The sequence below is a fragment of the Dyella japonica A8 genome (assembly GCF_000725385.1).
GTDB lineage: Bacteria > Pseudomonadota > Gammaproteobacteria > Xanthomonadales > Rhodanobacteraceae > Dyella > Dyella japonica_C.
In genome coordinates, this window is sequence record NZ_CP008884.1 from 2,191,112 (window position 1) to 2,215,408 (window position 24,297).

Sequence of the window (24,297 nt, forward strand, 5' to 3'; positions counted from 1 at the left end):
GTGCCCCTACGACGCCCGGGGCACAAACCGCAACGCCACCGAATTCATGCAATAGCGCAACCCCGTCGGCGCCGGGCCGTCATCGAACACATGACCCAGGTGGCTGTCGCAACCGGCGCAGCTCACCGCGATGCGCTCCATGCCGAAGGTGCGGTCGCGTGTTTCGATCACGTTCTGCCTGGCGATGGGCTGCCAGAAGCTGGGCCAGCCCGTACCGGAATCGAATTGGGTCGCGGCGTCGAACAGTGCGGTATCGCAGGCCTGGCATCGGTACAGGCCGGATCCGGTTTTCTCGTGGGGGCCGCTGAAAGCCCGCTCGGTGCCGGCCCGACGCATCACGTCGTAGGCATCGTCGCTGAGCCGTTCGTGCCATTGCGCATCATTCAGCACCAGCTTGCGCACGTGGCATGGGCCCAGCTTGTGGCCGTCGTCGGCGAAGCAGACGAGCAGCACATCCGCGCCGGTGGCCGCCGGTGTGGCCGCCATGGCCTCGCCGCTCAGAGCACCGTGCCTCAGCACGGTGGGTAGTGCTAGGCCTCCGATGGCGGCAACCGCTCCTCCTGTCAGCGCCGCACGCAGAAAACGGCGGCGCTCCAGCTTCACGATGTCCTGGGTGCGGGACATGGCAACCTCCATGAGGTCAGTGACGCGAATCAGCCGAAGGTGAAGGCGTAGGCCTGCACGCCAGGGTCGAGGAAGGTGATTTCGAAGGTGCGCTCGCCCGTGCCGTTGGCCTGCCGAACCAGCTGATAGAGGCGTTGCGATGTCACCGTGCCGTTGCCGTCGGCATCAATGTCCATGCCGTGATCGGCACCGGGCGTCTTGCCGTCGATGGTGACGCGAAAACGCACCGGCTTGCCGTCGTGGCCAGGGCCCAGCACCAGGTGCAGGTCGCGCCCGCGGAAGCGGTAGACGATGCGCCCATTCGCGTTGTCCAGCCGGGCATTCTCGTCGCGCACTGTCCAGCGGCCGTCCAGTGCCCACTGGTTGACCATCAGCGTGTCCGGGGCGTGATAGGTCCAGGTATCGTCATGGGCAACCTTGCCGCCAGCGAAGTTTTCCGATCGTGCATAGCCCACGTAGGTCTCCGGCGAGCGCGTCGCGTCGCCAGAGCCCGCGGCTTCCGCGCCCTGCGCGCCGGGTTGCACGTAACCGCCCGGAAGATCCTTCTGCCCGGCTTCGGTGAGCAGCTGGCGGATCACGTCCTCGCTCTGCTCGTATTCGCCTTCGCCAAAGTGGTGGTGACGGATGTGGCCCTGCGTGTCGATGAAGTAGTGCGCGGGCCAGTACTCGTTGTTGAAGCCCTTCCAGATCGCGTAGTCGTTGTCGAGTGCGACCGGATAGTCGACGCCCAGATCCTTGATGGCCTTGCCGACGTTGTGCGGGTCTTTTTCGAACGCGAACTCCGGCGCATGCACGCCGATCACCACAAGGCCGTGATCCTTGTACTTGTCGGCCCAGCCGCGCACGTAGGGCAGCGAGCGGATGCAGTTGATGCAGGAGTAGGTCCAGAAATCGACCAGCACCACCTTGCCGCGTAGCGACTGCGCCGACAGCGGCGGCGTGTTGAACCACTGCGTGGCGCCTTCCAGCGAAGGCAGCTCGCCTTCCACGGGCAGGGGCTCGCCTTGTTTCACGACGGGCTGCGGCGCCGGGGCAGGGCGAGCGGCATCGATCAGCTTCTGCTCGAGGCCGCCCGTGCTGGCCAGCGACACGCGCGTCAGCACGCCGGTATCCAGCCCCAGTGCGATCGCCGCCACGCCGATGAGTACCAGCACCCCCAGGGCGCGCCGGACCCATTCGCCCGCGCCCAGCGAGCGCTTCATCACGGCAAAGACCTTGCCGCCGATCACCAGCGCCAGCGCCAGTGAAGTGGCCGCGCCCAGCGCGTAGGTAAGCAGCAGCAGCGACGTCTGCACGCTGGCTCCGTTGAGCGCCGCGCCGGTCAGCAGCAGGCCGAGGATCGGGCCGGCACAGGGGGCCCACAGCAGGCCGGTGGCGACGCCCAGGCCGGCTGCGGACCAGATCGAATCGTCATCGCCCGGACGCTGGGAAAGGCGGTTGCCCAGTGCCACGAACGGCCGGCTGATCCACTCGGCCAGGCGCGTCGACAGCAGGGTGAGCCCCAGGACCGCCAGCACCACCATGGCCACGATGCGGCCGTATTGGTTGGCGCGGATCGCCCAACCACCGCCAATGGCCGCCAGCGTGGCGACCAGCGCGAAGGTCAGCGCCATGCCCACCAGCATGGGCAGGCCGTTGCGGGCGAAGGGCCGGTCCGCCCGGGCGAACACGAATGGCAGCACGGGCAGGATGCACGGGCTGAGGATGGTCAGTACGCCGCCGAGGTAGGCAAGGATCAGCACGAGCATGGGGCCGGGTCCGTGGGAATGTCACCGGTTGATTCGCTGCAGACCCTGCCTAGGTTACCCGTCGCCGCACACTGGATGGAAACGCCGCCGAGGCGGTGCCGGAGCGCGCCAGCGGGAGATCGAGCGCCGGGACTGACAGGCAAGACCTCAGCTCGAATTTCCGTTCATTCCGATAGCGGCTGCGCCCTTCTTGCGGGCCCAATGGAGTGGGGCAGGTATTCATGGCGCGACGGCGAGAGAGTCGGCGTCCAAGGTTGGGCGATGACGGGGTTGGGTGGATCACGGGCCCCCGGCCAGTGACCGCCCCATCCCGCCATTTTCCGTTTCAGGCATGTGTTCCAGCAAAAAGCCCGGCGTCAGCCGGGCTTTTTGTTCACTCAGGCGCCTGCCTGTCAGAAGCTGGCGCGCACACCGAGGTTGACGATGTCGTTGGTGTCGTTGCTGACACGCACGCCACCTTCGACCGCCCACATCGGGTTGAAGCTATAGACCAGGCCGAACTGGCCGAAGAGGTTGCCGCTGCCGCCGCTGGTAGAGGCGTGGTCGTAGCCGATATAGGCATTGCCCGTGAGCTTGTCGGTGATGCGGCCCATCACGCCGGTGTTGACCGTCCAGAAATTGTTGCTGGCGTTGTAACGGATGCAGTAGTCATCCAGGCACATGTGGTTGCTGTTCTTGTCGTGCTGGTAGGCGACCTGGCTGACCCAGTCGGCGCGGCTGCCAATGCTGAAGGCGTAGCCGAAACCGAGGGTCCACGGCTTCACCTTGGGATCCCAGTAGAAGTGGCCGAACACCGGGTCATAGGCGGACACCTTGTTGAAGTTCAGCGCGCTGTAGCTGCCGAACACCTGAAAGTTGTCGTGAAAACCATAGGAGCCGCTGAGCATGCCGCCCTGCGCGACGCCGGCGTTGCCTGCCTGGGTGATGTTGACGTAGTCCAGCTGCAGGTAGGTGTAGCCAATGCCGTTCGATTGCGTGGCCTGGGCAGCCATGGGCGCCACGATGGCGGCAAGCGCCAGCGCGATCAGATTCTTCTTCATAAAGCTTTCCTTGCGATGGGAAACGGGAGCCAGGCCGCGAAAGGCGGGCCGGTGACGGATTAGGCCAGCCGCAAACGAAGGCGGGCTATCGGGAAGCCTCTGAAAAAGCGGGATATATCGGCAGGTGCGAAACCTTTGCCGGCCCCCTTGCGAAGGATGGCGTCGGATCGACGTAACCCCCGGCAGCCGTACGACGAATAGCCGGAGAGGACCCGTGAGGCCCCAAGATGACCGCTACCTTGACCGCGCCCTGCACGATGGGTCTAGATAGTGTCCTTTCCCGCCGGGTCAGGACCGATTTCACCGTGAGCGACGCCTCTGCCTCCACCGGCGACCTGCAGGAGCGTCAGCGCGCGGCCTGGATGGCCGCGGCGCAAGGGGGTGACCGGCGCGCATACGAGCGGGTGCTGGCGTCGTCGGTGCCGTTGATCCGCACCGTGGCGCGCCGCCAGGGCGTGGCGGTGGACCTGCTTGATGACGTGGTGCAGGAAACTCTGTTGACCGTACACCGGGTGCGCCACACCTACGATCCCTCGCGTTCCTATGACGCCTGGTTGGCGGCATTGGCGGGGCGTCGCGCCATCGACACCTTGCGCAGCGTGGGGCGTCGTGGTCACCGCGAGGTACACGACGAGCTTGCCTACGAGCTGCACCCGGATGCCGATGACGCCACGGCGGCGACGGAACGGGAGCAGGAGGCGCGCCGGTTGCGCGACGCCATTGCTTCGCTGCCGCCGGGGCAGCGCGAGGCGGTGGAGCAGCTGGGACTCAAGGAACAGTCGCTGGCGGAGGCCGCGGCGCACACCGGACGCCAGACGGGGGCACTGAAAGTCAACCTGCATCGCGCGATGAAAGCGTTGCGCGCACGTTTCCACGGAGAACCCTGAGCATCATGGCCGAACCGCGACTCCCCGAGTCACTGATCCAGTCGCTGGGCGATCAGCTCACACCGGTGCGGCGCCTGCCGCCCCCGTGGCGGCGCGCGCTCGGCTGGCTGTTGGTGGTGGCGGTCATCGCGACCCTTCTGCTGGTGCACCATGGTGCCGGCCCGATGATCAGGCGCTGGACCGCCGAGCCGGATATCGCCGTGGCGGGCTTCGGCGCGGTGATGACGGCCGTGTGCGCAGCCTGGGCGGCCTTTTCGCTGGGCGTGCCCGGGCGCTCGTGGCGCTGGGCGCTGCTGCCGTTGCCGTGGCTGCTGCTCTGGGTGGGAGCGAGCGGCCTGGGTTGCCTGCATGACTGGCTGGGCCCTTCCGCGCACATTGCGCATTTCAACGAGGCGAGCGACTGCCTGATCTTCATCGTCAGTTTCTCGGTACCGCTGTCTATCTTGCTGATCCTGCTGCTGCGACGCGCTTACCCGCTGCGTCCCGTGCTGGCGGCGATCATGGTGGGGCTGGCGTCGGCGGCGGCGTCGGCGGCGCTGCTCGAGATCTTCCATGCGTTCGCCGTGGCCGCCACGGACCTGCTTACCCACGCGCTCGCGGTGGCTATCGTGGTGCTGGCGAACGCGCTGATGGGCGGACGCCTTCTGCGACCCGCGCTGAAGTGACGCTGCGCTTGCCGCAGCCATCGTTGTCGTGACAGTGAAGCGAAGCGTGCTGGAACATCCTGCGACCGGATGGCCTGGCGATGAAGTGCTGCGTCGCAACAGCCTGCCGTGATGAGCCGTGACCGGCCGCCAGGGGGTGCCCGTCCCCGGAGGTCTTGCCACTACTGAGACCGTGCCGTCACATCGCTGCAGGATGCATGGCGGAAGGTAGCTGTGCGCAGTGCAGCAATCGCAATTTATTGCCGCTGCGGTGTCCGTATTGCAACTGAATGGAGGTGTGACGTCGTCGCTTTCGTTTCGGGTGCAAGGGTATAGGCTTTGCCCTGGAAGGGGCGCCGGTTGTGTGGAAGGACCGGCGAAGTGGATTCGCGGACCAGGGACGGACCGTTCGCATCGCGCAGGAGTGCTGATGCGGCGTGGCCGGTGCCGATGCGCTCGACACCGGATTGCCGTAGTCGTCCAGGACGGACGATGGCGGTTGTTCCATGGAAGTGCGGCGATGCCGCACGTTACCTCACCGCTTCTGGAGACACCTGACCATGAAAGTTTCCCGTTACGCCGTACTCGCCTTCGCGACCGCCGTCGTGTTCGGTCTTGCCATGTCGCCGGTCATGGCTCAGAGCACCACGCCGCAGTCGACCCAGGACACCAGCAAGGACGCGATGAAGTCCAGCTCGGATGCCATGAAGTCTTCCAGCGATTCGATGAAGAGTGACGCGATGAAGAGCAGTGACTCGATGAAGAGCGACGCCACCGAGCACACCAACAGCACGAGCACGCATCACAACAAGAAGCACAACAAGAAGAGCACCGCGCCGGCCTCCTCGTCCAGCGCCAGTCATTGATGCGCTGAAGCAGGTACCCAAAGGCCCTCCCCTCAAGGGGAGGGCCTTTTGCTTTGTCCGGCCCGGCGTGCCCCGGCCGGGCGCGATGCCCGCCCAGGGCCGTCCCGGGGAGGGGGCTGGGGGCTCCGGCCGCCCCGGGGGCCGCCCCGGCACCGTTTGACATGGGCTTGAGAACGGTCCGTTATACTGTGCCCGCGCCATCCCGCGCATCGATCCCGCATCGAGGCAAACGCACTTGAGTCAGACCGCCAAGCGCAGCACCAAATCCGCCACCACGGCGGTGGTTCGTCAGCAAGTTCTCAACGCGCTGGACGAACTGAAGGCCAAGGACATTCGCGAAATCGACGTCCGCGGCAAAACCTCCATCGCCGATCTGCTGGTCATCGCTTCCGGCACCTCCGCGCGCCACGTGAAATCCATCGCCGACGAAGTCGTCAAGTTCGCCAAACAGGCGGGCGTGATGCCGCTCGGCGTGGAGGGCGAGCAGGAAGCCGAATGGGTGCTGGTGGACCTGGGTGACGTGATCGTCCACGTCATGCTTCCGCGCATCCGCGAGTTCTACGGCCTGGAAAGGCTGTGGACCGTGGGCGACCGCGAAGTCGACGCCGAAATCGCCAGCGCGGGCTGATGGCCCGCATGCTGGCGGTACATGCCGCGCGCTGTGTCCACGCGCGCGACATCTCCGCTATTTCCCCGGATTTTGTGTGGTGACCTGTGCGTGCCCGTCTGATCGCCGTCGGTGAACGCATGCCCGCCTGGGTGGCGGAAGGTTTTGCCGAGTACCGCAAGCGGCTTTCGCACGAACTCCCGCTGGAACTGATCGAGCTCAAGCCCGGCATCCGTGGCAAGGGACGCGACGATGCGCGCGCGATCCAGGACGAGGGGGCGGCGATCCTCGCGGCCCTGCCGCGTGACATCCACGTGGTGGCGCTCGACGGTCGCGGCAAGACCTGGTCCAGCGAGGAGCTTGCCGCGCAGCTGGCCAAGTGGCGCATGTCCGGACGCGATATCGCTTTCCTCATCGGCGGCCCCGATGGGCACGCGCCCGAGGTGCTGGCGCGGGCGGATCAGTCATGGTCGCTCGGGCCGCTGACCTTGCCGCACATGCTGGTGCGGCTGGTACTGGCCGAACAGCTTTATCGCGCCACCACGCTGCTTTCCGGGCATCCCTATCACCGCGCATAGTTGTTTGGCTCGTCATCCCGGCCTTCGCCGGAATGACGAGCAAAAAGCTGTTTCTTCAGACCTTCCCTGATGCGTTTCGGCAGCGGGCGTCGGCCGCACATGGCGCCCGATCACAAAAACGACCGCAGCGCACGTGCCAGCGTGGCGCTTTTTCTGCGGAAAGTGGTCATAGGCGCGTTGCTGGCGCGCACGCATACTCGCCGCAACATCACCGACGCGAGGACGCGCATGTCGATTACGGTACGCCAGGCCACTATCCATGAGCTCGATCTCGTGGCGCCCCTGTTCGATGCCTACCGGGTTTTCTACGGCCAGGCGTCGGATCTCGCCGCGGCGACGCGCTTCCTGCGCGAGCGCTTCCAGCATCATGACGCGGTGGTGATGGTGGCGATCGACGAAGAAGGGGCGGGCGCGGGCTTTGTCCAGTTGTACCCGTTTTTCAGCTCGGTCCGCATGGCGCGGCTTTATTTGCTCAACGATCTTTTTGTCGCACCCCATGCGCGTCGAGGCGGGGTGGGGGCGGCGTTGATGCACGAGGCCACGGCATTCGCGCGGGCGGTCGGCGCCGTCGGCATGACGCTCGCCACCGCGCATACGAATCTCACTGCGCAGCGGCTTTACGAGTCGTTGGGGTGGAAGCGCGACGAGGAATTCCGCGAGTACGCCATCCGGTTCTGAGCACTCGACCATCGTCTACCTTGTCAGTCGTTTGACGTTCTCCCGCGCTACCATTCGCCGATTGCAGTGCAGGAGACATCCACGTGGACAAGCGCATCCGTCATGCGGGGCTGGCCGCCAAGGTCATGACAGCCGCAAACGCGGCGGAACTGATCGATCACGGCATGACGATCGGCATGAGTGGTTTCACCGGTGCGGGCTACCCGAAGGCCGTGCCGCAGGCGCTTGCCGCGCGCATGGTCGCCACGCATGAGCGCGGCGAACCGTTCCGCGTCCGCGTGTTGACCGGCGCATCCACCGCGCCGGAACTGGACGGCGCGCTGGCGCGGGCGGATGGCATCGATCTGCGCCTGCCCTATCAATCCGATCCGGAGCTTCGCGCGCGCATCAATCGCGGCGAGATGGATTACCTGGACATCCACCTGAGCCACGTCGCGCAGTACGCGTGGTTCGGCTTCTTTGGCAAGATCGACCTTGCCGTGATCGAGGCGACGGCGATCATGCCCGATGGCAGCCTGATGGCGTCGTCGTCGGTCGGCAACAACAAGACGTGGCTGGATCTTGCCGACAAGGTGATCGTCGAGGTGAATCACTGGCAGCCGATCGAAATGGACGGCATGCACGACATCTACTACGGCACCGCCTTGCCGCCGCATCGCAAGCCGATTCCCTTGCTCAATCCATCGGACCGCATCGGCGAGCCGTATCTGCGCCTCGATCCGGACAAGGTCATCGCGGTGGTGGAAACCAACGCACCAGACCGCAACAGCGCCTTCGCGCCGGTGGACGACAGCTCGCGCCAGATCGCCGGCAACCTGATCGAGTTCTTCCGGCATGAGATTGCCAAGGGACGCCTGGGGCCGCAGCTGCTGCCACTACAGTCGGGCGTGGGCAATATCGCCAACGCGGTGCTCGCGGGATTGCGCGAAGGGGGCTTCAGCGGCCTGAGTGCCTTCACTGAGGTGATCCAGGACGGCATGCTCGACCTGCTGGAGCACGACGTGCTGTCGGTGGCGTCGGCCACGTCGTTCTCGCTGAGCCCGGCCGGCATCGAGCGTTTTCTGGCGAAGATCGATTTCTTCCGCAAGCGCATCATTCTTCGCACGCAGGAGATCTCTAACCACCCCGAGCTGGTGCGCCGCCTTGGCTGCATCGCGATGAACGGCATGGTGGAGGCGGACCTGTACGGCAATATCAACTCCACGCACGTGGCCGGCACCAGCATCATCAACGGCATCGGTGGTTCGGGCGATTTCGCGCGCAATGGCTTCCTGTCGTGCTTCCTCACGCCGAGTACCGCCAAGAACGGTGCGGTGTCGTGCATCGTGCCGATGGTCAGTCACGTGGACCACACCGAGCACGATGTGTCGGTGATCGTCACCGAGCAGGGCTTGGCCGACCTGCGTGGCCTGTCGCCGCGACAGCGCGCCAAGGTGGTGATCGAGCGTTGCGCGCACCCGAGCTACCGGCCCATGTTGCAGGATTATTTCGATCGCGCCCTGCACCACAGCCGTGGCAAGCACACACCGCACCTGTTGCAGGAGGCGTTGTCGTGGCACCAGCGTTTCCTGGACACCGGTGATATGAGACCCTAGAGTCTGACCACGATCCCCGCGAGGCTACATGGGGATCGGAACAGCCTTTCAGGCACTCGTACCGCCGCATGGATTGCTGACATGCTCTATCTTGCTTCCCAGTCACCGCGTCGCAGTCAGTTGCTCGAGCAGATCGGCGTGGACTTTCGCATCGTCGATGTCGAGGTGCCTGAGCAGCGCCATCTCGGTGAATCGCCGCGCGACTATGTCAGTCGCGTCGCCCGCGACAAGGCGCGCGCCGGGTTGTCGATCCTGGAAGAGGCTGGCGTGGCGGTGCTGGGTGCCGATACCGAAGTCGTGCTCGACGACGAAGTCTTCGGCAAGCCGGACGACGCGGAAGATGCCGCAGGCATGTTGCGCCGCCTGTCCGGGCGCGTGCACGAAGTGATTTCCACCGTGTGGCTGGTCACTCGCTCGGGAGAGTGGTCCGACACCAGCCGCTCCCGCGTCACCATGCCGATGTTGGACAACGCCACCATCGCGGCCTATATCGCCACCGGCGAGCCCTTCGGCAAGGCCGGCGCGTATGCCATCCAGGGGCACGGTGCCAAGCTGATCGAACATCTGGATGGCAGCCACTCGGGCGTGATGGGCCTGCCGGTGTTCGAGACGGCGCGGCTGCTGCGCGCGCATTCGCTGATTCGCGCCTGATCCATTGTTTCCCCCTTGTAGGAGCGCACTCGTGCGCGACCGGTGACGCGGGGGGGAAGGCATCTGTGCGTGGTGGTACGGCGAAATCTCGAGCCGTTCCGGTGACCCATCGGCTGCGGTCGCGCACGAGTGCGCTCCTACAGTGCGGTGGGGCTCATCGACTCAGCATGAACCACGACACCACAGCCAGCAGGTTGTTCATGCCATGGGCCACGACAGCCGGCCAGATCGATCCCGACTGCACGCGCAGCCAGCCGAGGATCATCCCGAGCAGGGCCAGGTTGGGCAGTGCATACCAGAGGAAGGACAGGTCCGGCAGATGCACGCAGGCAAAGAGCAGGGCAGATAGCACGATCGCCACGCCGTTGCTGGTGTAGCGTGCGATGGCGGACAGCAGCACGCCACGGAACAGCAGTTCTTCCACCATCGGCCCGATGCTGATTACCAGCACCGCGAGCGGCAGGCGCAGGGCCAGTGACGTGTTCGCGCCCAGTTGCTTGATGTCCTGGCTGACCTCGTGCCCTTGCGCGAGCCATTGCGTGAGCACGCCGCCGACGAAAGGCATCGCCAGGCCGGCGGCAAGGGCGGCGAGGTAGAAAACGGGGTGTGGAGAAGAGGTGAAGCCCAGGCCGGGCGGGGCGCCTTCCGACCATCGCTGTGGCCACCAGTGACGACTCAGGTAGGTGATCGCCGCTGCTGACATCAGCAGCGTGATCATCACCGCGACCGCCGTTGCATCCGATTGGCCGAGCCAGCGTCGTCCCAGCGGAACGACCGCGCCGAGTCCGCCGCCGTCATGAAGGGTGGCCACGACGCCCGCCACCAGGGTGACCAGGCTGCCGATGGCAAGTTGCAGTACGAAATACAGCGTGATCAGCGCGACCGCCTGCCAGGGCGTCGGTGCACGCGATGTCTGTTCTGGCGGCGAAACGGTCAGGTCGGTCAGGCGGTTCGCATCCATCGAAAACAATCCAGGGCGCTTGCGTGCGGGTTGGGTCCACCGGCGGGTTGCGCGCGCACCGGCCGACGCGTTCACGCTAGTCCTTGCGGGCGGGCGTGCCAATCCTGTCCTTTGGCACAGGCCGGGGGACAGGGCTGTCAACGCGTTCACGATGGCGGCCTGTATAGTGTCCTTTCGTTCCAAGGAGGAATCCGGCGCTCAGGCGCCAGCCCATGTTTGCATTCGACTGGCTGTCCGACCCGACCGCATGGGCGGGTCTCCTCACCCTCGTGGTGCTGGAGATCGTGCTCGGCATCGACAATCTTGTTTTCATCGCCATCCTCGCCGACAAGCTGCAGGTGAAGGAACGCGACCGAGCCCGCGTGCTCGGGCTCTCGCTGGCCCTGGTCATGCGTCTGGCGCTGCTGGGCGCGATGTCGTGGCTGGTCAAGCTCACCACGCCCATCGTCACGCTGGGTGCGGTTTCCTTCTCGTGGCGCGACATCATCCTGCTGCTTGGCGGTGCGTTCCTGCTGTTCAAGGCCACGGTCGAGCTGCACGAGCGGCTGGAGGCGAGCGACCACGACGAAACCGCCAAGCGCGCGCCGGCACGCTTCTGGCTGGTGGTGGCGCAGATCGTGGCGCTGGACGCGGTGTTCTCGCTCGATTCGGTCATCACCGCGGTAGGCATGGTCGATCACCTCTCGGTGATGATGATCGCGGTGGTGGTGGCGATGATCCTGATGATCAGCGCCAGCAAGCCGCTGACCAGCTTCGTCAACGCGCGGCCGACAGTGGTGATCCTGTGCCTGTCGTTCCTGTTGATGATCGGCTTCAGCCTGGTCGCCGAAGGTTTCGGTTTCCATATTCCGAAGGGCTATCTGTACGCGGCGATCGGGTTCTCCATCCTGATCGAGGCGTTCAACCAGACCATGCGCCGCAATCGCCAGCGCAGCCTGCTGGGCAGTGCGCGCACGCTGCGTGACCGCACCGCACTGGCAGTGTTGAGTTTGCTCGGTGGCGCCGGTGGTGATGACGAAGACGCCACGCCGAAGGCCACGGCCGCGAAGGCCGAAGGCAATGTCGCCGTGTTCGGCAAGGACGAACTGGCGATGGTGCAGGGCGTGCTGGACCTGGCGCACCGTCCGGTGCGTTCCATCATGACGCCGCGTCCTGAGATCAACTGGATCGATCCGCGCGAAAGCGCCGAGCAGCTCCGCGCCGAAGTGACCGCGTCCAGTCATGCGTGGCTGCCGGTGGCAGGCGATGACCTTGACCAGCTGGTGGGCGTGGCGTCGTCGCGCGACCTGCTGGCCAGCTTGCTGGAGCATGGCAAGGTCGATGTCGAACAGGTGGTGCGCAAGCCGCTCACGGTGCTGGAGTCGTTGAGCGTGCTGCGCCTGATCGAGGAATTCCGTCGCCAGCCGCTGCAGGTGGCGCTGGTGGTGGACGAGTACGGCAGCGTGCTCGGCCTGGTCACGCCAACCGACGTGCTCGAAGTGATTGCGGGCGAATTTCCCGACGAGGACAGCGGTGATCCGTCCGCCGTGCAGGAAACGGATGGCAGCTGGCAGATCGACGCAAGCCTGGACCTGCGCCGTGTGGAACACCTGCTTGGTTACAAGCTGACCGGCGACGACAGCTTCTCCACGCTGGCCGGTTACGTGCTGGAGAAGCTGGGTCGCCTGCCCGGCGTGGGCGACACCTTCGTCAGCGAAGGCCTGCGCTTCGAGGTGGTGGCGATGGATGGCGCGCGTATCGAGCGATTGAAGGTGAACCCGGTGGAATGAGGGGTAGGAGTCGCGCACAGGGTGCGCCCCCACATTCACCCTCACCCTTGTGGGAGCGCACCCTGTGCGCGACTCAGCCCGCCTCAGGCGGCCAGGATCACCCGCACCAGCCCCACCACGCCCAGCAGCAACGTCGCCGCCCAACCGGCCATGGACACCATGTAACCGGGGCCACGCTTGGCGGCATCCCCCAGATAGCTCACCGCGTACCACACGCGGCCGGCCACCCACACCAGGCCCGCCACGCCACCCCACAGCGACTGGCCGTACTGCACGGCCAGCCAGAGCGACGGCAGGAACAGCACCGTCGATTCCAGGGTGTTCATCTGCACGCGCCAGGCACGCTCGAAATCGGGGTGGCCGCTGATCGCGGGCGCCTTGATGCCGTACTTGCCACGGGCATGGCCGACGGCCCACATGGTGCCGAACTGCAACAGGACGGTAAGCACGACAACGACGGCGGGCAGGTGCTGGAGCATGAGAGGTTTCCGTGGCTGAAAGATCGCCCACTGTAGTGAGCGCGCGCCCATGGCGGGAGGGGGGCGGGAGGGGTTATCGTTTTGCGACCGTGGGGCAGGCGAGGGTCGTCATATGGATTGGCAGAAGGGCGAGCGCAGCGAGAACGTCGAAGTCGACAGTGGCGATGGCGATGGTGGCGGCCCCCGTTTCGGTGGCGGGCGGGGCCTGGGGCTGGGCGGCATTGTCATCCTCGCCATTCTGGGCCTGGTGTTCTTCAAGGACCCCACCGCGCTGTTGAACCAGGGGAATACCGGCGGCCAGCAAGTGTCGGCGCCGCGTGGCCAACCGGCACAGGTTGACCCGCAAACCAAGGACTTCGTCAGTGCGATCCTCGGCTCCACCGAGAAGACCTGGGGCGACATTTTCGCGGCCCACGGCCGGCAGTACGTGGATCCCAGGCTGGACCTGTTCAGTGGTGGCGTGAACACTGCCTGCGGAGCCGCTTCGACGGCCGTGGGGCCGTTCTACTGTCCTGGCGACCAGAAGGTGTACCTGGACGTGGCGTTCTTCCAGGAACTGGAAAACCGCTTCCATGCCGCCGGCGACTTCGCCCGTGCCTATGTGATCGCCCACGAGGTCGGCCACCACGTGCAGAACCTGCTGGGCATCTTCGACCAGGTGGAACAGGCACGGCGGCGCGGTGCGCCGATGGAGGGCGCCGATGGCCTGTCCGTGCGCCAGGAATTGCAGGCGGACTGTTTCGCCGGCGTCTGGGCCAACCACAGCCAGCAGCGCCTGCACTGGCTGCAACCGGGCGATATCGAATCGGCACTCAATGCCGCCAGCAAGATCGGCGACGACGCGCTCCAGCAGCAGGCGCAGGGTCGGGTGGTGCCAGACTCGTTCACCCACGGCACGTCGGCGCAGCGGGTGAAGTGGTTCAAGGCCGGTTTCGAAAGCGGTGAGATGTCGAGCTGCAACACGTTCGCAGGCCAGCCGTAAGAACGCACGACAGGCGGTGGCCGGTACCGTCAGCGAAGGCCCGCGCATGCGGGCCTTCGGCGTTTTAGAATGCCCACGCTGCGCGCCAGGGGGTGCGCTTTCCGATCGTTCTGCATGTTGCATCCCTGTCTGAGCTGCGGTGCCTGTTGCGCCTATTTCCGCGTGGCCTTCCACTGGTCGGAGGCGGATGCGTCGCTGGGTGGCGTCGTTCCGCCGGAACTTACCGAAACACTCGACCCGCATCGCCTGGTCATGCGGGGAACGCAGGCCTCCCGCCCGCGCTGCACCGCCTTGCAGGGCGTGGTGGGTGAAGCCGCGCACTGCGGCATCTACGAGCGTCGCCCGTCGGTGTGCCGCGAGGTCGAGCCATCATGGGAGTTCGGCCGTCCCAGCGCGCAATGCGACAAGGCGCGGCTGGGGCATGGCTTGGCGGTACTGACGCCGGACGACTGGGTGGTGGCCGCCACGGCCGCCTGATCAGCGCGCCATGACCGGGTTGGCCTCGTTCTGGAAGGCCAGCACGAATTGCCTGAGATCACCCTCGTTGACGTCCGAGATGGCCACGTAGCGCATGCCATCGCCGCTCCAGCGGATCACCGTATAGCCGTGTTCCCGCGCGGTCGCCTGGGCCGCCGTGCCGCCTTCGGACGGCCATTGGAACAGGTTGATCACGTGCAGGCGGCGCTTGTAGACCAGCGCCGCCACGCTATGGCCTTCCAGTGCATCCAGGCGACCGCCGACCAGCGGGAAACCTTCACCGGCAAGATCCTTCACGCGGGGTGAAAAATCGAGCTTGCCTTCAAACCAGGGCTTCACCGTGTGCTGGTCGGTGGACACCACGTCCATCAGGTGTGTGCCCTGCAGCGAACGCACGTGGCTGGAGATCGCCTCGGCGACGACCTCGTCGCCCGCGCCACGCGAGGGCAGCCAGTGCAGCCACGCCGGCATCGAAAGCAGCATGGCCGCGGCGAAGCCGGCGGCCGCGGCAAAGACCATCGGGCCGCGGCGGCGTACCGGCAACGGCGTGGCCGTGGTGCGGGCCGGTGGCGCGGTCCAGCGCGCCCGCAGTGCATCGGGGGCGCGGCGATAGAGCGAGGGTTCCGACAGGGCTTTCTGCATGATCACGTAAGTCTCGTAGCGCGCCTTGCACGCCGCGCACTCGCCAAGATGGCGAGCCATGGCAGCGCTGCCGGCGGCATCCAGTTCGTCGTCGAGATAGGCATGCATGAGCAGCCCGGCGTCATCGCACATCATGGCGACGTACCTCCTTGGGCCGGCAGGTGAGTTCGGTCCGCAGGCGTTCGCGCGCACGGGCCAGGCGGGACATCACCGTACCGATCTTCTGTCCGGTGATGCCGGCGATTTCCTTGTACGAGCACTCCTCCAGCTCGCGCAGCACGAGAATCTCGCGCAGCGGCGCCGGCAACCGTTCCAGTGCTGCCTGCAACGCGCCGACATCCACGGCGAGCAAGGTCAGCGTCTCCGGTGATGGCCCATCGTCGACCAAGGGGTGCGCGTCGTCGTCCAGTTCGTCATGCAGGGCATCCTGCGGGTGCCGGCTGCGCAAGGTGTAGAACGTGTTTCGCACGATGGCCAGCAGCCACACGCGCACATCGCCGCCATGGAAACTGTCGAAGTAGCGCAGGGCGCGAAGCATGGCTTCCTGCACCACGTCCTGTGCGTCGGCCGGGTTGTGCGCGAGCCAGTACGCCAGGTTGTAGGCCGCGTCGAGATACGGCACCACCTGCGCCTCGAAGCGTGCGCTTCGTGCGGCATCGGCACCTTCTGGACGGGCGTTCGGCTCGGTCGGCATGAGAGGGTATACCTCGCTTCGAGCCACTTTATTCCAATGGATCGTCTTGCGCGTGTGCCGGGGAATAGTTCCTCGCGCCGGCCGGTATCAGAGGTATGGGCAGCGGGCGAGGTGCCTGCCGCCGGCACGGGAGATCCGACCATGAACGACATCGAAGACCGCGGGACAGACAGCCGTCGCCAGTTCCTCAAATGCATGGCGTGGGCAGGTGCCGGCACGTTGTGGATGATGCATGGCGGGGTGCTCAGGGCGCAGCCCTTGAGCAGCCAGGGCGCTGCTTCGGCCGCCGACGCCAGCTTCGGCTTTGTGCAGATCAGCGACTCGCATATCGGCTTTCACAAGGCGCCGAACATGGACGTCGTGGGCACGTTGCGCGAATCGCTGGCGATGATCCATGCGCAGAAGGCGCATCCGGATTTCGTGCTGCACACGGGCGATCTCACCCATCTCTCACGGCCCGAAGAATTCGACACCCTGGCAGGCGTCATGCAGGACGCACATCTGGGCAAAGTGTTCTACGTGCCGGGCGAGCATGACGTGATTGGCGACAACGGCGCCGAGTTCTTTCGTCGCTTCGGCGAACGCCAGCAGACCGGCGGCTGGTACAGCTTCGACCATCGTGGCGTGCACTTCGTCGGCCTGATCAACGTGCTCAACCTCAAGGCTGGCGGGCTGGGTTCGCTGGGGGCGGATCAACTCGCGTGGCTGAAGAAAGACCTGGCCGCGCTGTCGCCCGACACGCCGCTGGTGGTATTCGCGCACATGCCGTTATGGCCGCTGTATCCCGACTGGGGCTGGGGCACGGATGACAGCAATGAGGCGGTGAGTTACCTGCGGCGGTTCGGTTCGGTGAGCGTCCTCAACGGCCATATTCACCAGATCCAGCAGAAGGTGGAGGGCAGCATCACGTTCTACACCGCACGCTCCACCGCCTATCCGCAACCCGCACCAGGCACGGCGCCGGCCCCGGGACCGATGAAGGACATCGCGCCGGGCGATCTGCATCGCTATCTCGGCATCCGCGATGTGCGCCACGTGCAGGGCAGTCATGCGCTGGCCGTGACCGAGGAGGTGATGTCGTGAACGTGCTCGCACGGACATTCACCGTCGTCGTTGCACTGACATTCGCCGCCGCGCCTGCCGCAACCATGGCGGCCAACGCCACGGCGACGGCGTCAGCCAAGCCGGTGACCGTGGATATCCGCAACTTTGCCTTTGCGCCCAAGACGCTGACGATACCTGCGGGTACGCGCGTGGTTTGGACCAATCGTGACGACGAGCCGCATCTGGTGGTCAGCGCCGGCCATCAGTTCGCCTCGTCACGCGCGCTGGATACGAGCGACAGCTACGCGGTGACGTTCGATCACGCGGGCACGTACACCTACTACTGCGGCATCCATCCGATGATGGTGGGCACCGTCATCGTTCAGTGACGGTGCCGTCGAAGCGATAGATGTCCATCGCGAACAGGCCATGCTCGATGCCTGCGTCGATGCGCTGGGCGTGCGCATGCTCACCCGCCGCGCCCAGCGCCACGTACAACGGCAGCAGATGCTCGTCGGTGGGGTGAGCGCGCTCGGCAAACGGCGCCTGGCGACGGTAGTCGAGCAGGGCGGGCACGTCGCCCTCGGCGGCCTTGCGCTCGATCCATTCGATGAACGGGCGCACATAAGGCGCCTCGCGTTCTTCGCTATAGCCCGCGCGGAAATCGTGCAGGTTGTGCGTGATGCTGCCCGAGCCGATCACCAGCACGCCTTCATCGCGCAGCGGCGCGAGCGCGCGGCCCACGGCGTACTGATGGGCCGGGCCCAGTTGCGGCTGGATCGAGATGGGAACCACCGGGATGTCGGCCTTCGGATAAAGCAGGCGCAGCGGCACCCAGGCGCCGTGATCCAGGCCCTGCGTAGGGTCGAGCGTGGTAGGTAGCCCCGCTTTGTCGAGCAGCTCGGTGACACGTGCGGCGAGGGCAGGATCGCCCTTGGCCGGATACTGGATATCGAACAGCGCCTGCGGGAAACCGTAGAAGTCATGGATGGTTTCCGGGCGCGCTGCCCCGCCTACATGCGGCTGGCGCGCCAGCCAGTGCGCGGTGGCGATCACGATGGCGTTGGGACGCGGCAAATCACGAGCAAGCTCGGCCAGCCGCTCGCCCACGCGATGCGGCTGGATCGCGGTCATCGGCGAACCGTGGGAGATGTAGAGGCTGGGGAGGGTGGTCATGGTGGGTACCTCGGGGGACCACCATAGATTAGGGATGTGGCGGGAAATTGCAGCGGTCGTGGGGTGAACGATGCGTCACTGGAGTGGAACGATGACGATGGGGCGGGGTGCTTGCGCTTCCCTCGGGGAGAGGGTTGGGGGTGAAGGGGCGATCTAGCCTCACTGCTTCGGTCTTTAGCCGTCATCCCGGCACAGGCCGGGATCCAGAGCCTCTGTGTTTGGTTGTCGCGATAAGGCGACCTGGCTCGCCTGCCGCGGGCTTCCGCCCTCCTGCCGGAGGGCGGGTCACTTTTCTTTGCTTGCCCAAAGATCCCACGGGGACTAGCTTCGCGTCGAAAGTAACCAAAAGAAAGGGCCCCCCGGATGACGCGCCTTCCGGGCTTAGCCCGGAAGGTACGCGGGCGGGTTCCGGGCTTTTCGGCGGGGCATCCTGCCCCGTCGAAAAGTGCCAGGGATCCCTCCCTGGCACCCCTGCGGGGCCTGATCTCCACCCGCCCGCCGCGTCATACGGGGACCTGGGAGATCAAAAGCCAAAAGCCAAAGTCAAAAGCCAAAGCCAAAAGCCAAAGCTAAAAGCTGAAAGCTAAAAGCCGAAGCAAAAAGCCGAGCCGTTGGCGAAGCTTCCAAAGAGGCGAGTCCCTTGTGGGAGCGCACCCTGTGCGCGACAGCGGCGTCTCGTAGGCACCGCTCCGTTGGGTTGTCGCGCACAGGGTGCGCTCCCACAGAAAAGAGAAAAGCGGGCGACCGTGCGGGTCCCGACCACGCCAAAGCGAAGCGAGGGGCTGCTTTAAGTCCTCATCGCTCCGGTGCGTTGCGAAGCGCTTGGAACTACCCGCTGTGTAGAGGCGAAGGTTGCCAAGCAACGACGTGCTTCACGCGCTCAGGCTTATCCCCACAGAATGCTGCCAGCTCTGGCTCTAAAGGCCATTTTCTTTGGGTTACTTTTCTTTTGGGCCAGCAAAAGAAAAGTGACTCGGCCTTCGGCAGAAGGTCGAAACGCCCGCTGCGTAGGCGGCCAGATCGCGGTAACGCCTGAGGCGACGACCGACCACTACCGCTACTGGATGACCAGCCTTTGGCTGTTGTGAAGCGCCTCCGGCCTGCGCCGGGATGACGGCTAAAGAGTGAAGTGATGAGGTGAGCCCCCACCTCTCACACCTTAAAGGTGGCAACACTCCAACCCTCTCCCCTTCGGGGAGAGGGAAACAATCCGCGGATGGCATCAAGCCCCTCCGCCATCGATCAACGCCCGGGCCGCAACCCTAAATAGGTGCGACCCACACAAGCGCCGCCGCGCTTACTTCCCGCGCCGCGGCCCCTTGTGCCCACCACCTTGCCCATGCGGACGCGGCTTGCCGCCACCACCGCCATGCTTCTTGAAGCCACCCGGCCGATACCCGCCACCCGGCCGACGCGGCGGTGCCTCGCCAGCGCCACTGTCATCGCCATCCCACTCGCGGATGCGCAACTGCTGCTGGCTCACCCACACCTTCTGCAGGTGCTGGAACACTTCCGCCGGCATGCCATCGGGCAGGTCGATCAGGCTGTATTCGCCGCGGATGCTCAGGCGGCCGATGTACTGGCTTTCCAGGCCGGCTTCGTTGGCAATGGCACCGATGATGTTGCCCGGCTTCACGCCATGCTCGTGACCCACCTCGATGCGATAGGTGCGCTTGCCTTCTTCCGTGTGGTGCGCGCGCACCGGACGCGGCGTGAAATCGCGCTGGCCACCATCGCGATCGCGCGAACGATGCTCGCGTTCGCCACGATCAGCGCGGTCGCCGCGATCACCACGGTGGTCACTGTGCTCGCGCGGCGTGAACTCGCGCTTGGGCGGCGGCGTCAGCAGCAGCGGCTGGTCACCCTGCGCGATGCGTGCGAGGGCGGCGGCAATCTCGATGGCCGGGATGTTGTGTTCCTGCTCGTACTGCTCGATCAGCTGCTGGAACAGGTCCAGTTCGCCGACGGACAGCGTGTCGCTGATGCGCTGCTTGAACTTGGCGATGCGCTGGTCGTTGACCGCTTCCACCGTCGGCAGCTTCATCTCTTCGATGGGCTGGCGCGTGGCACGCTCGATGGCGCGCAACATGCCCTTTTCGCGCGGCGTAACGAACAGAATGGCATCGCCGCTGCGGCCCGCACGGCCGGTGCGGCCGATGCGGTGCACGTAGCTTTCCGTGTCGTACGGGATGTCGTAGTTCATGACGTGGCTGATGCGCTCCACGTCGAGACCGCGCGCGGCAACGTCGGTTGCCACGAGGATGTCGAGCTTGCCGTCCTTGAGCTGCTGGATCACGCGCTCGCGTTGCGGCTGGGCGATGTCGCCGTTGATGGCGGCGGCGGCAAGGCCGCGCGCCTGCAGCTTCTCGGCCAGTTCTTCGGTGGCCTGCTTGGTGCGCGCGAAAATGATCATCGCGTCGAACGGCTCGGCTTCCAGGATGCGCGTCATCGCATCCAGCTTGTGCAGGCCGCTGACGAACCAGTAGCGCTGGCGGATGTTGGTGTTGGTGGTGGTGGCCGCCTTGATGGTGACTTCCACCGGATCCTTCAGGTGATGCTGGGCGATCTTGCGGATCGGCGGCGGCATGGTGGCCGAGAACAGCGCCACCTGGCGGCTGGGCGGCGTGGCCTGCAGCACCTTCTCCACGTCATCGATGAAGCCCATGCGCAGCATTTCGTCGGCTTCGTCGAGCACCAGGAACTTCAGCTCGGAGAGGTCCAGCGTGCCGCGCTCCAGATGGTCGATCACGCGGCCGGGCGTGCCGACCACGATCTGCACACCGCGCTTGAGCGAGTGCAGCTGCGGGCCATAGCTCTGGCCGCCGTAGATCGGCAGCACCTGCAACCCTGGCATGTGGGTGGCATAACGCTGGAACGCTTCGGCCACCTGGATGGCCAGTTCGCGCGTGGGCGCCAGCACCAGCGCCTGCGGCTTGCCGGGCTTCAGGTCGATGCGCGAGAGGATCGGCAGCGCGAACGCGGCGGTCTTGCCGGTGCCGGTCTGCGCCTGGCCGAGCACGTCGCGACCTTCCAGCAGCGGCGGAATGGTGGCGGCCTGGATGGGCGAAGGCGATTCATAGCCGACGTCGGTGAGTGCGCGCAGCAGCTCCGGATGGAGGCCAAGCGCAGCAAAGCCGACGGCTGCCGGCTGGGAATCGGAAGACGGGGAGGACATGGGGAACCTCGACATGGCATGCACGGCGGCATGCGGGAGAATGACGCTATTGTAACAGGCCGACCCGCCCCCACCGGGTTTTTTTTCAGGCCAATCGCCGAGGAATATTCATGTCTGGACGTCTTGATGGTCGTGTCGCGCTGGTCACCGGCGCGTCGTCGGGTATTGGCGAGGCCACGGCGCTGGCCTTGGCGCAGGAGGGGGCGAAGGTTGCCATCGCCGCCCGCCGCCGCGACAGGCTCGAAGCGCTGGCCGCGAAACTGGAGGTGCTTGGGGCCGAGCCGACGGTGCTGGTGGCCGATCTGGCCTCCGAAGACGAGGCCAAGCGCATCGTGACGGAGACCGAGGCGCGCTATGGCCGGCTGGATATCCTGGTGAACAACGCCGGCGTGATGTACCTGGAGCCGGTGGAAGAGGCCGACCTCGGCCGCTGGCGCCACATGCTGGAGCTCAACGTGCTCAGCCTCATCGCCTCCACGCAGGCTGCCTTGCCCGGCATGCGTGTGCGTCGCGATGGCCACATCGTGAACATTTCGTCCACGGCCGGCCGTGTCGCCAACCCCAATGCTGCCGCTTATTCGGCCACCAAGTTCGGCGTGGTGGCCTTCTCCGAGGCCCTGCGGCGCGAGGTCTACCAGCACAACATCCGCGTCACGGTGATCGAGCCGGGTGTGGTCGAAACGGAACTGCGCGATCACATCGGGCACGCCACGACCAAGGACAACCTCAACGCCTGGGCTGACAGCATGCGCCAGCTGCAATCGGTGGACGTCGCCGACGCCATCGTGTTCTGCGTGTCGCGTCCGGCGCACGTCAACATCAACGAATTGCTGATGCGTCCCACTGACCAGGAGCGCTGAGTGGCGCGCAGTATCATGGGCGGCTCCGGTATTTCAGAGGGAATGGGCATGACAGGGATTGAAACCATCTCCGAGCAGCGCTGCCACGGCGGTGTGCAGGGGTTTTACCGGCATCACTCGGAGCAGTGCGGGGGGGCGATGCGTTTTGCGCTGTTCCAGCCGCCCCAGGCCGCGCATGAAGCCTGCCCGGTGCTGTATTTCCTGGCGGGCCTCACCTGCACGGAGGAGACGGCGACCATCAAGGCCGGCGCGCAGCGACTCGCCGCGGCGCTGGGCCTGATCCTGGTGATGCCGGACACCAGTCCGCGCCAGACCGGTTTTGACGGTGCGACGGGCGATTGGGAATTCGGCGAGGGCGCGGGGTTCTATCTCGACGCCACGCAGTCGCCGTGGTCGTCGCGCTTCCGCATGCACAGTTACGTGGCGGACGAACTGCCGGCGCTCGTTGCGCAGCATTTTCCCGCTGACATCAGCCGCAGTGGCATCACCGGGCACTCCATGGGCGGGCATGGCGCGCTGACCATCGCGCTGCGCCACAAGGACAAGTACCGCTCGGTGTCGGCGTTTGCGCCCATCGTCGCACCGACGCAGGTGCCCTGGGGTCAGAAGGCGTTTCCGCGTTATCTGGGTGACGACACGACGGCATGGGCCGAGTACGACGCCTGCGAGCTCGTGCGCAAGCACCGCTTCGACGGCACCATCCTGATCGACCAGGGCGAAGCGGACGGCTTCCTCGTGACCCAGCTGAAGCCCGAGCTGTTCGACCAGGCCTGCGCGGAAGGTGGGCAATCGCTGTTGCTGCGCCGACATGCCGGTTACGACCACAGCTACTACTTCATCACCACCTTCATCGAAGACCACCTGCGCCATCACGCCGAGGCCTTGGGCTGCCGGTGAGCGTGCTGCATCCCATCACCACGCGTCGCGCGGTGCTCCGCCTGGTGGAGGTGGGCGACGCATCGCGGCTGTTGCGGTATCGCGAGCAGAACCGCGAGCACCTGGCGCCGTGGGAACCGCTGCGGAACGAGGCGTATTACACCCTGGACCACTGCGTGCAGACGCTGACCGAATCGCGCGAGGCGGTTCGGCTCGATCGCGCCTATCCGTTCTACGCGCTCGATCTTTCCGGGCAGGAGATCCTTGCCTGCTTCACCTTCTCAAACGTGGTGCGCGGTGCCTTCCAGGCCTGTCACCTCGGCTACAGCATCGCATCGCGCCGGCAAGGGCAGGGGCTGATGCAGGAGGTGCTGGAGGCGACGTTGCCCTGGGCTTTCCGCGAGCTGGACATGCATCGTGTGATGGCCAACTACATGCCGCGCAACGAGCGTAGCGGGCGGTTGCTGGAGCGCCTGGGTTTCGAGCGCGAGGGGTATGCCAAGCGCTACCTGCAGATCGCCGGCGTGTGGGAAGACCACATACTCACCTCGCGCGTCCGCGAGCCGTAGCAAGGCAGCGCCCCTTGATGTCGGGGCGCAGGTGTCTATCGTTGCGATCGAAAAGCCGGGTTCAGCGGCCCGTCGTCGAGGCAGGTGCCGGCGCCGCGACGGGAGAGACCGAGACCGATGGCGCCGGAGCGGCAGGGCGCGTGCAGCGCGGCGGCATCCACTGGCTGTTGCCGGCGATGATGTCGCAGCTCCAGCTCAACGCGGCCCCGCCACTGCTGGCGGAGCTGTCGATCGGGGTCAGCAGGAAGACCGGGTCGGGCGTTGCGCCGGTGTCCTTGGTGGCAATGGTGATGCGGCCGCTTTCGGAGATGTCGATCTTGGCGGTGTAGGCATTGAGCGACGAGGCGGCATTGAAGTTGAGGTCGCCGGACTGGAGCCGGTTCAGGCCGCCGCGCACGGTGGCGGCTTCCATGACGACCAGTTTGGCGGCCTCGCCTGCGCGAAGTGCCTCGTCCAGGTGCTCGGATACCCGGTGGTTACGCCAAGCGGGAATCGCGAGCGTGGCCAGCACCGCGGCCACGGCCAGCAGTGCCAGGCTGATCATGAGGGGGACGGACTTTTCGCTGCGCATCTCGATGCTCCATGGTGACGACGATGCCAGGACCAGCCTCTCCCTGCCGGAGAGGGCTTGTCCAAGCGAAACGTGGCCGGCTTGCCGGCATCAACGCACGGTAC

26 protein-coding genes are annotated in these 24,297 nt (G+C 65.7%); 16 read left to right on the forward strand and 10 right to left on the reverse strand.

All coding sequences use genetic code 11. The features are described 5' to 3' along the window. Positions 1 to 6: 6 nt before the first annotated feature. The 3 genes from msrB to HY57_RS20825 form a co-directional block, all read right to left on the reverse strand. Positions 7 to 624, reverse strand: coding sequence for a peptide-methionine (R)-S-oxide reductase MsrB (gene msrB, locus HY57_RS08970; protein ID WP_019465318.1), 618 nt, complete (start codon positions 622 to 624; stop codon positions 7 to 9). A gap of 29 nt (positions 625 to 653) precedes the next feature. After that, the gene (locus HY57_RS08975; protein ID WP_019465317.1) at positions 654 to 2,372 is read right to left on the reverse strand and encodes a cytochrome c biogenesis protein DipZ; all 1,719 of its coding nucleotides are present in this window, start codon (positions 2,370 to 2,372) and stop codon (positions 654 to 656) included. A gap of 392 nt (positions 2,373 to 2,764) precedes the next feature. Then, on the reverse strand, positions 2,765 to 3,412 hold the full coding sequence (locus HY57_RS20825; protein WP_019465316.1) for a hypothetical protein: 648 nt from the start codon (positions 3,410 to 3,412) through the stop codon (positions 2,765 to 2,767). A gap of 362 nt (positions 3,413 to 3,774) precedes the next feature. On the opposite strand from HY57_RS20825, the gene HY57_RS08985 reads away from it, so the two are divergent. The 8 genes from HY57_RS08985 (at position 3,775) to HY57_RS09020 (ending at position 9,918) form a co-directional block, all read left to right on the forward strand. Then, complete coding sequence (locus HY57_RS08985; protein ID WP_038580787.1) at positions 3,775 to 4,299, forward strand: RNA polymerase sigma factor; 525 nt, start codon at positions 3,775 to 3,777, stop codon at positions 4,297 to 4,299. 5 nt (positions 4,300 to 4,304) lie between these two features. Next, positions 4,305 to 4,964 carry an NrsF family protein gene (locus HY57_RS08990; protein ID WP_019465314.1) on the forward strand — a complete coding sequence of 220 codons (660 nt, stop codon included), beginning with the start codon at positions 4,305 to 4,307 and terminating at the stop codon, positions 4,962 to 4,964. Positions 4,965 to 5,503: 539 nt separating this feature from the next. Continuing rightward, the gene (locus tag HY57_RS08995; RefSeq protein WP_019465313.1) at positions 5,504 to 5,809 is read left to right on the forward strand and encodes a hypothetical protein; all 306 of its coding nucleotides are present in this window, start codon (positions 5,504 to 5,506) and stop codon (positions 5,807 to 5,809) included. Between the two features lie 235 nt (positions 5,810 to 6,044). Beyond that, positions 6,045 to 6,437 carry a ribosome silencing factor gene (gene rsfS / locus HY57_RS09000; protein WP_019465312.1) on the forward strand — a complete coding sequence of 131 codons (393 nt, stop codon included), beginning with the start codon at positions 6,045 to 6,047 and terminating at the stop codon, positions 6,435 to 6,437. Between the two features lie 86 nt (positions 6,438 to 6,523). Beyond that, entirely contained in the window at positions 6,524 to 6,994 is a 471-nt protein-coding gene (gene rlmH / locus HY57_RS09005; RefSeq protein ID WP_019465311.1) for a 23S rRNA (pseudouridine(1915)-N(3))-methyltransferase RlmH, read from the forward strand. Between the two features lie 69 nt (positions 6,995 to 7,063). Next, positions 7,064 to 7,672, forward strand: coding sequence for a GNAT family N-acetyltransferase (locus HY57_RS09010; protein ID WP_318024220.1), 609 nt, complete (start codon positions 7,064 to 7,066; stop codon positions 7,670 to 7,672). 77 nt (positions 7,673 to 7,749) lie between these two features. Beyond that, complete coding sequence (locus tag HY57_RS09015; RefSeq protein WP_026033934.1) at positions 7,750 to 9,267, forward strand: acetyl-CoA hydrolase/transferase family protein; 1,518 nt, start codon at positions 7,750 to 7,752, stop codon at positions 9,265 to 9,267. 81 nt (positions 9,268 to 9,348) lie between these two features. Further along, positions 9,349 to 9,918 (forward strand): Maf family protein, encoded by a 570-nt coding sequence (locus HY57_RS09020; protein WP_019465308.1) that lies wholly within the window; start codon positions 9,349 to 9,351, stop codon positions 9,916 to 9,918. A gap of 154 nt (positions 9,919 to 10,072) precedes the next feature. Here the strand turns inward: HY57_RS09020 and HY57_RS20830 are convergent, their stop codons facing one another. Further along, entirely contained in the window at positions 10,073 to 10,954 is an 882-nt protein-coding gene (locus HY57_RS20830; RefSeq protein WP_144240800.1) for a CPBP family intramembrane glutamic endopeptidase, read from the reverse strand. Positions 10,955 to 11,091: 137 nt separating this feature from the next. Here HY57_RS20830 and HY57_RS09030 point away from each other — a divergent pair, with 137 nt between their 5' ends. After that, positions 11,092 to 12,648: a TerC family protein gene (locus HY57_RS09030; protein WP_019465306.1), complete on the forward strand. Its 1,557-nt coding sequence runs from the start codon at positions 11,092 to 11,094 to the stop codon at positions 12,646 to 12,648. 83 nt (positions 12,649 to 12,731) lie between these two features. On the opposite strand, the gene HY57_RS09035 is transcribed toward HY57_RS09030, so the two are convergent. Continuing rightward, positions 12,732 to 13,127 carry an MAPEG family protein gene (locus tag HY57_RS09035; protein ID WP_019465305.1) on the reverse strand — a complete coding sequence of 132 codons (396 nt, stop codon included), beginning with the start codon at positions 13,125 to 13,127 and terminating at the stop codon, positions 12,732 to 12,734. A gap of 112 nt (positions 13,128 to 13,239) precedes the next feature. On the opposite strand from HY57_RS09035, the gene ypfJ reads away from it, so the two are divergent. Then, a complete protein-coding gene (gene ypfJ, locus HY57_RS09040) occupies positions 13,240 to 14,109 on the forward strand; it encodes a KPN_02809 family neutral zinc metallopeptidase (protein ID WP_019465304.1) in 870 nt (289 codons plus the stop codon). A gap of 114 nt (positions 14,110 to 14,223) precedes the next feature. Next, entirely contained in the window at positions 14,224 to 14,586 is a 363-nt protein-coding gene (locus HY57_RS09045) for a YkgJ family cysteine cluster protein (protein ID WP_019465303.1), read from the forward strand. On the opposite strand, the gene HY57_RS09050 is transcribed toward HY57_RS09045, so the two are convergent. Next, a complete protein-coding gene (locus HY57_RS09050) occupies positions 14,587 to 15,363 on the reverse strand; it encodes an anti-sigma factor family protein (RefSeq protein WP_019465302.1) in 777 nt (258 codons plus the stop codon). After that, positions 15,350 to 15,922 (reverse strand): sigma-70 family RNA polymerase sigma factor, encoded by a 573-nt coding sequence (locus tag HY57_RS09055; RefSeq protein WP_019465301.1) that lies wholly within the window; start codon positions 15,920 to 15,922, stop codon positions 15,350 to 15,352. The genes HY57_RS09050 and HY57_RS09055 overlap by 14 nt, the downstream gene beginning before the upstream one ends. 141 nt (positions 15,923 to 16,063) lie before the next feature. Here HY57_RS09055 and HY57_RS09060 point away from each other — a divergent pair, with 141 nt between their 5' ends. Both HY57_RS09060 and HY57_RS09065 read left to right on the forward strand, forming a co-directional pair. Continuing rightward, the gene (locus HY57_RS09060; RefSeq protein WP_019465300.1) at positions 16,064 to 17,005 is read left to right on the forward strand and encodes a metallophosphoesterase family protein; all 942 of its coding nucleotides are present in this window, start codon (positions 16,064 to 16,066) and stop codon (positions 17,003 to 17,005) included. After that, a complete protein-coding gene (locus HY57_RS09065; RefSeq protein ID WP_019465299.1) occupies positions 17,002 to 17,355 on the forward strand; it encodes a cupredoxin domain-containing protein in 354 nt (117 codons plus the stop codon). The genes HY57_RS09060 and HY57_RS09065 overlap by 4 nt, the downstream gene beginning before the upstream one ends. Here HY57_RS09065 and HY57_RS09070 read toward each other — a convergent pair. Beyond that, positions 17,342 to 18,142, reverse strand: coding sequence for a dioxygenase family protein (locus HY57_RS09070; protein WP_019465298.1), 801 nt, complete (start codon positions 18,140 to 18,142; stop codon positions 17,342 to 17,344). The genes HY57_RS09065 and HY57_RS09070 overlap by 14 nt on opposite strands. A gap of 1,297 nt (positions 18,143 to 19,439) precedes the next feature. Further along, positions 19,440 to 21,317, reverse strand: coding sequence for a DEAD/DEAH box helicase (locus HY57_RS09075; RefSeq protein WP_019463687.1), 1,878 nt, complete (start codon positions 21,315 to 21,317; stop codon positions 19,440 to 19,442). A gap of 110 nt (positions 21,318 to 21,427) precedes the next feature. Between HY57_RS09075 and HY57_RS09080 the strand changes: the two genes are divergently transcribed. From HY57_RS09080 to rimJ, 3 genes are read left to right on the forward strand one after another with little or no spacing between them, the layout of a single operon-like run. Then, a complete protein-coding gene (locus HY57_RS09080; protein ID WP_019463688.1) occupies positions 21,428 to 22,177 on the forward strand; it encodes an SDR family NAD(P)-dependent oxidoreductase in 750 nt (249 codons plus the stop codon). A gap of 48 nt (positions 22,178 to 22,225) precedes the next feature. Next, positions 22,226 to 23,074 (forward strand): S-formylglutathione hydrolase, encoded by an 849-nt coding sequence (gene fghA / locus HY57_RS09085; RefSeq protein WP_272942654.1) that lies wholly within the window; start codon positions 22,226 to 22,228, stop codon positions 23,072 to 23,074. Then, positions 23,071 to 23,622 carry a ribosomal protein S5-alanine N-acetyltransferase gene (gene rimJ, locus HY57_RS09090; RefSeq protein ID WP_019463690.1) on the forward strand — a complete coding sequence of 184 codons (552 nt, stop codon included), beginning with the start codon at positions 23,071 to 23,073 and terminating at the stop codon, positions 23,620 to 23,622. Before fghA ends, rimJ begins: the two co-directional genes overlap by 4 nt. A gap of 61 nt (positions 23,623 to 23,683) precedes the next feature. Here the strand turns inward: rimJ and HY57_RS09095 are convergent, their stop codons facing one another. Then, positions 23,684 to 24,193, reverse strand: coding sequence for a hypothetical protein (locus HY57_RS09095; protein ID WP_019463691.1), 510 nt, complete (start codon positions 24,191 to 24,193; stop codon positions 23,684 to 23,686). Positions 24,194 to 24,297: the final 104 nt, after the last annotated feature.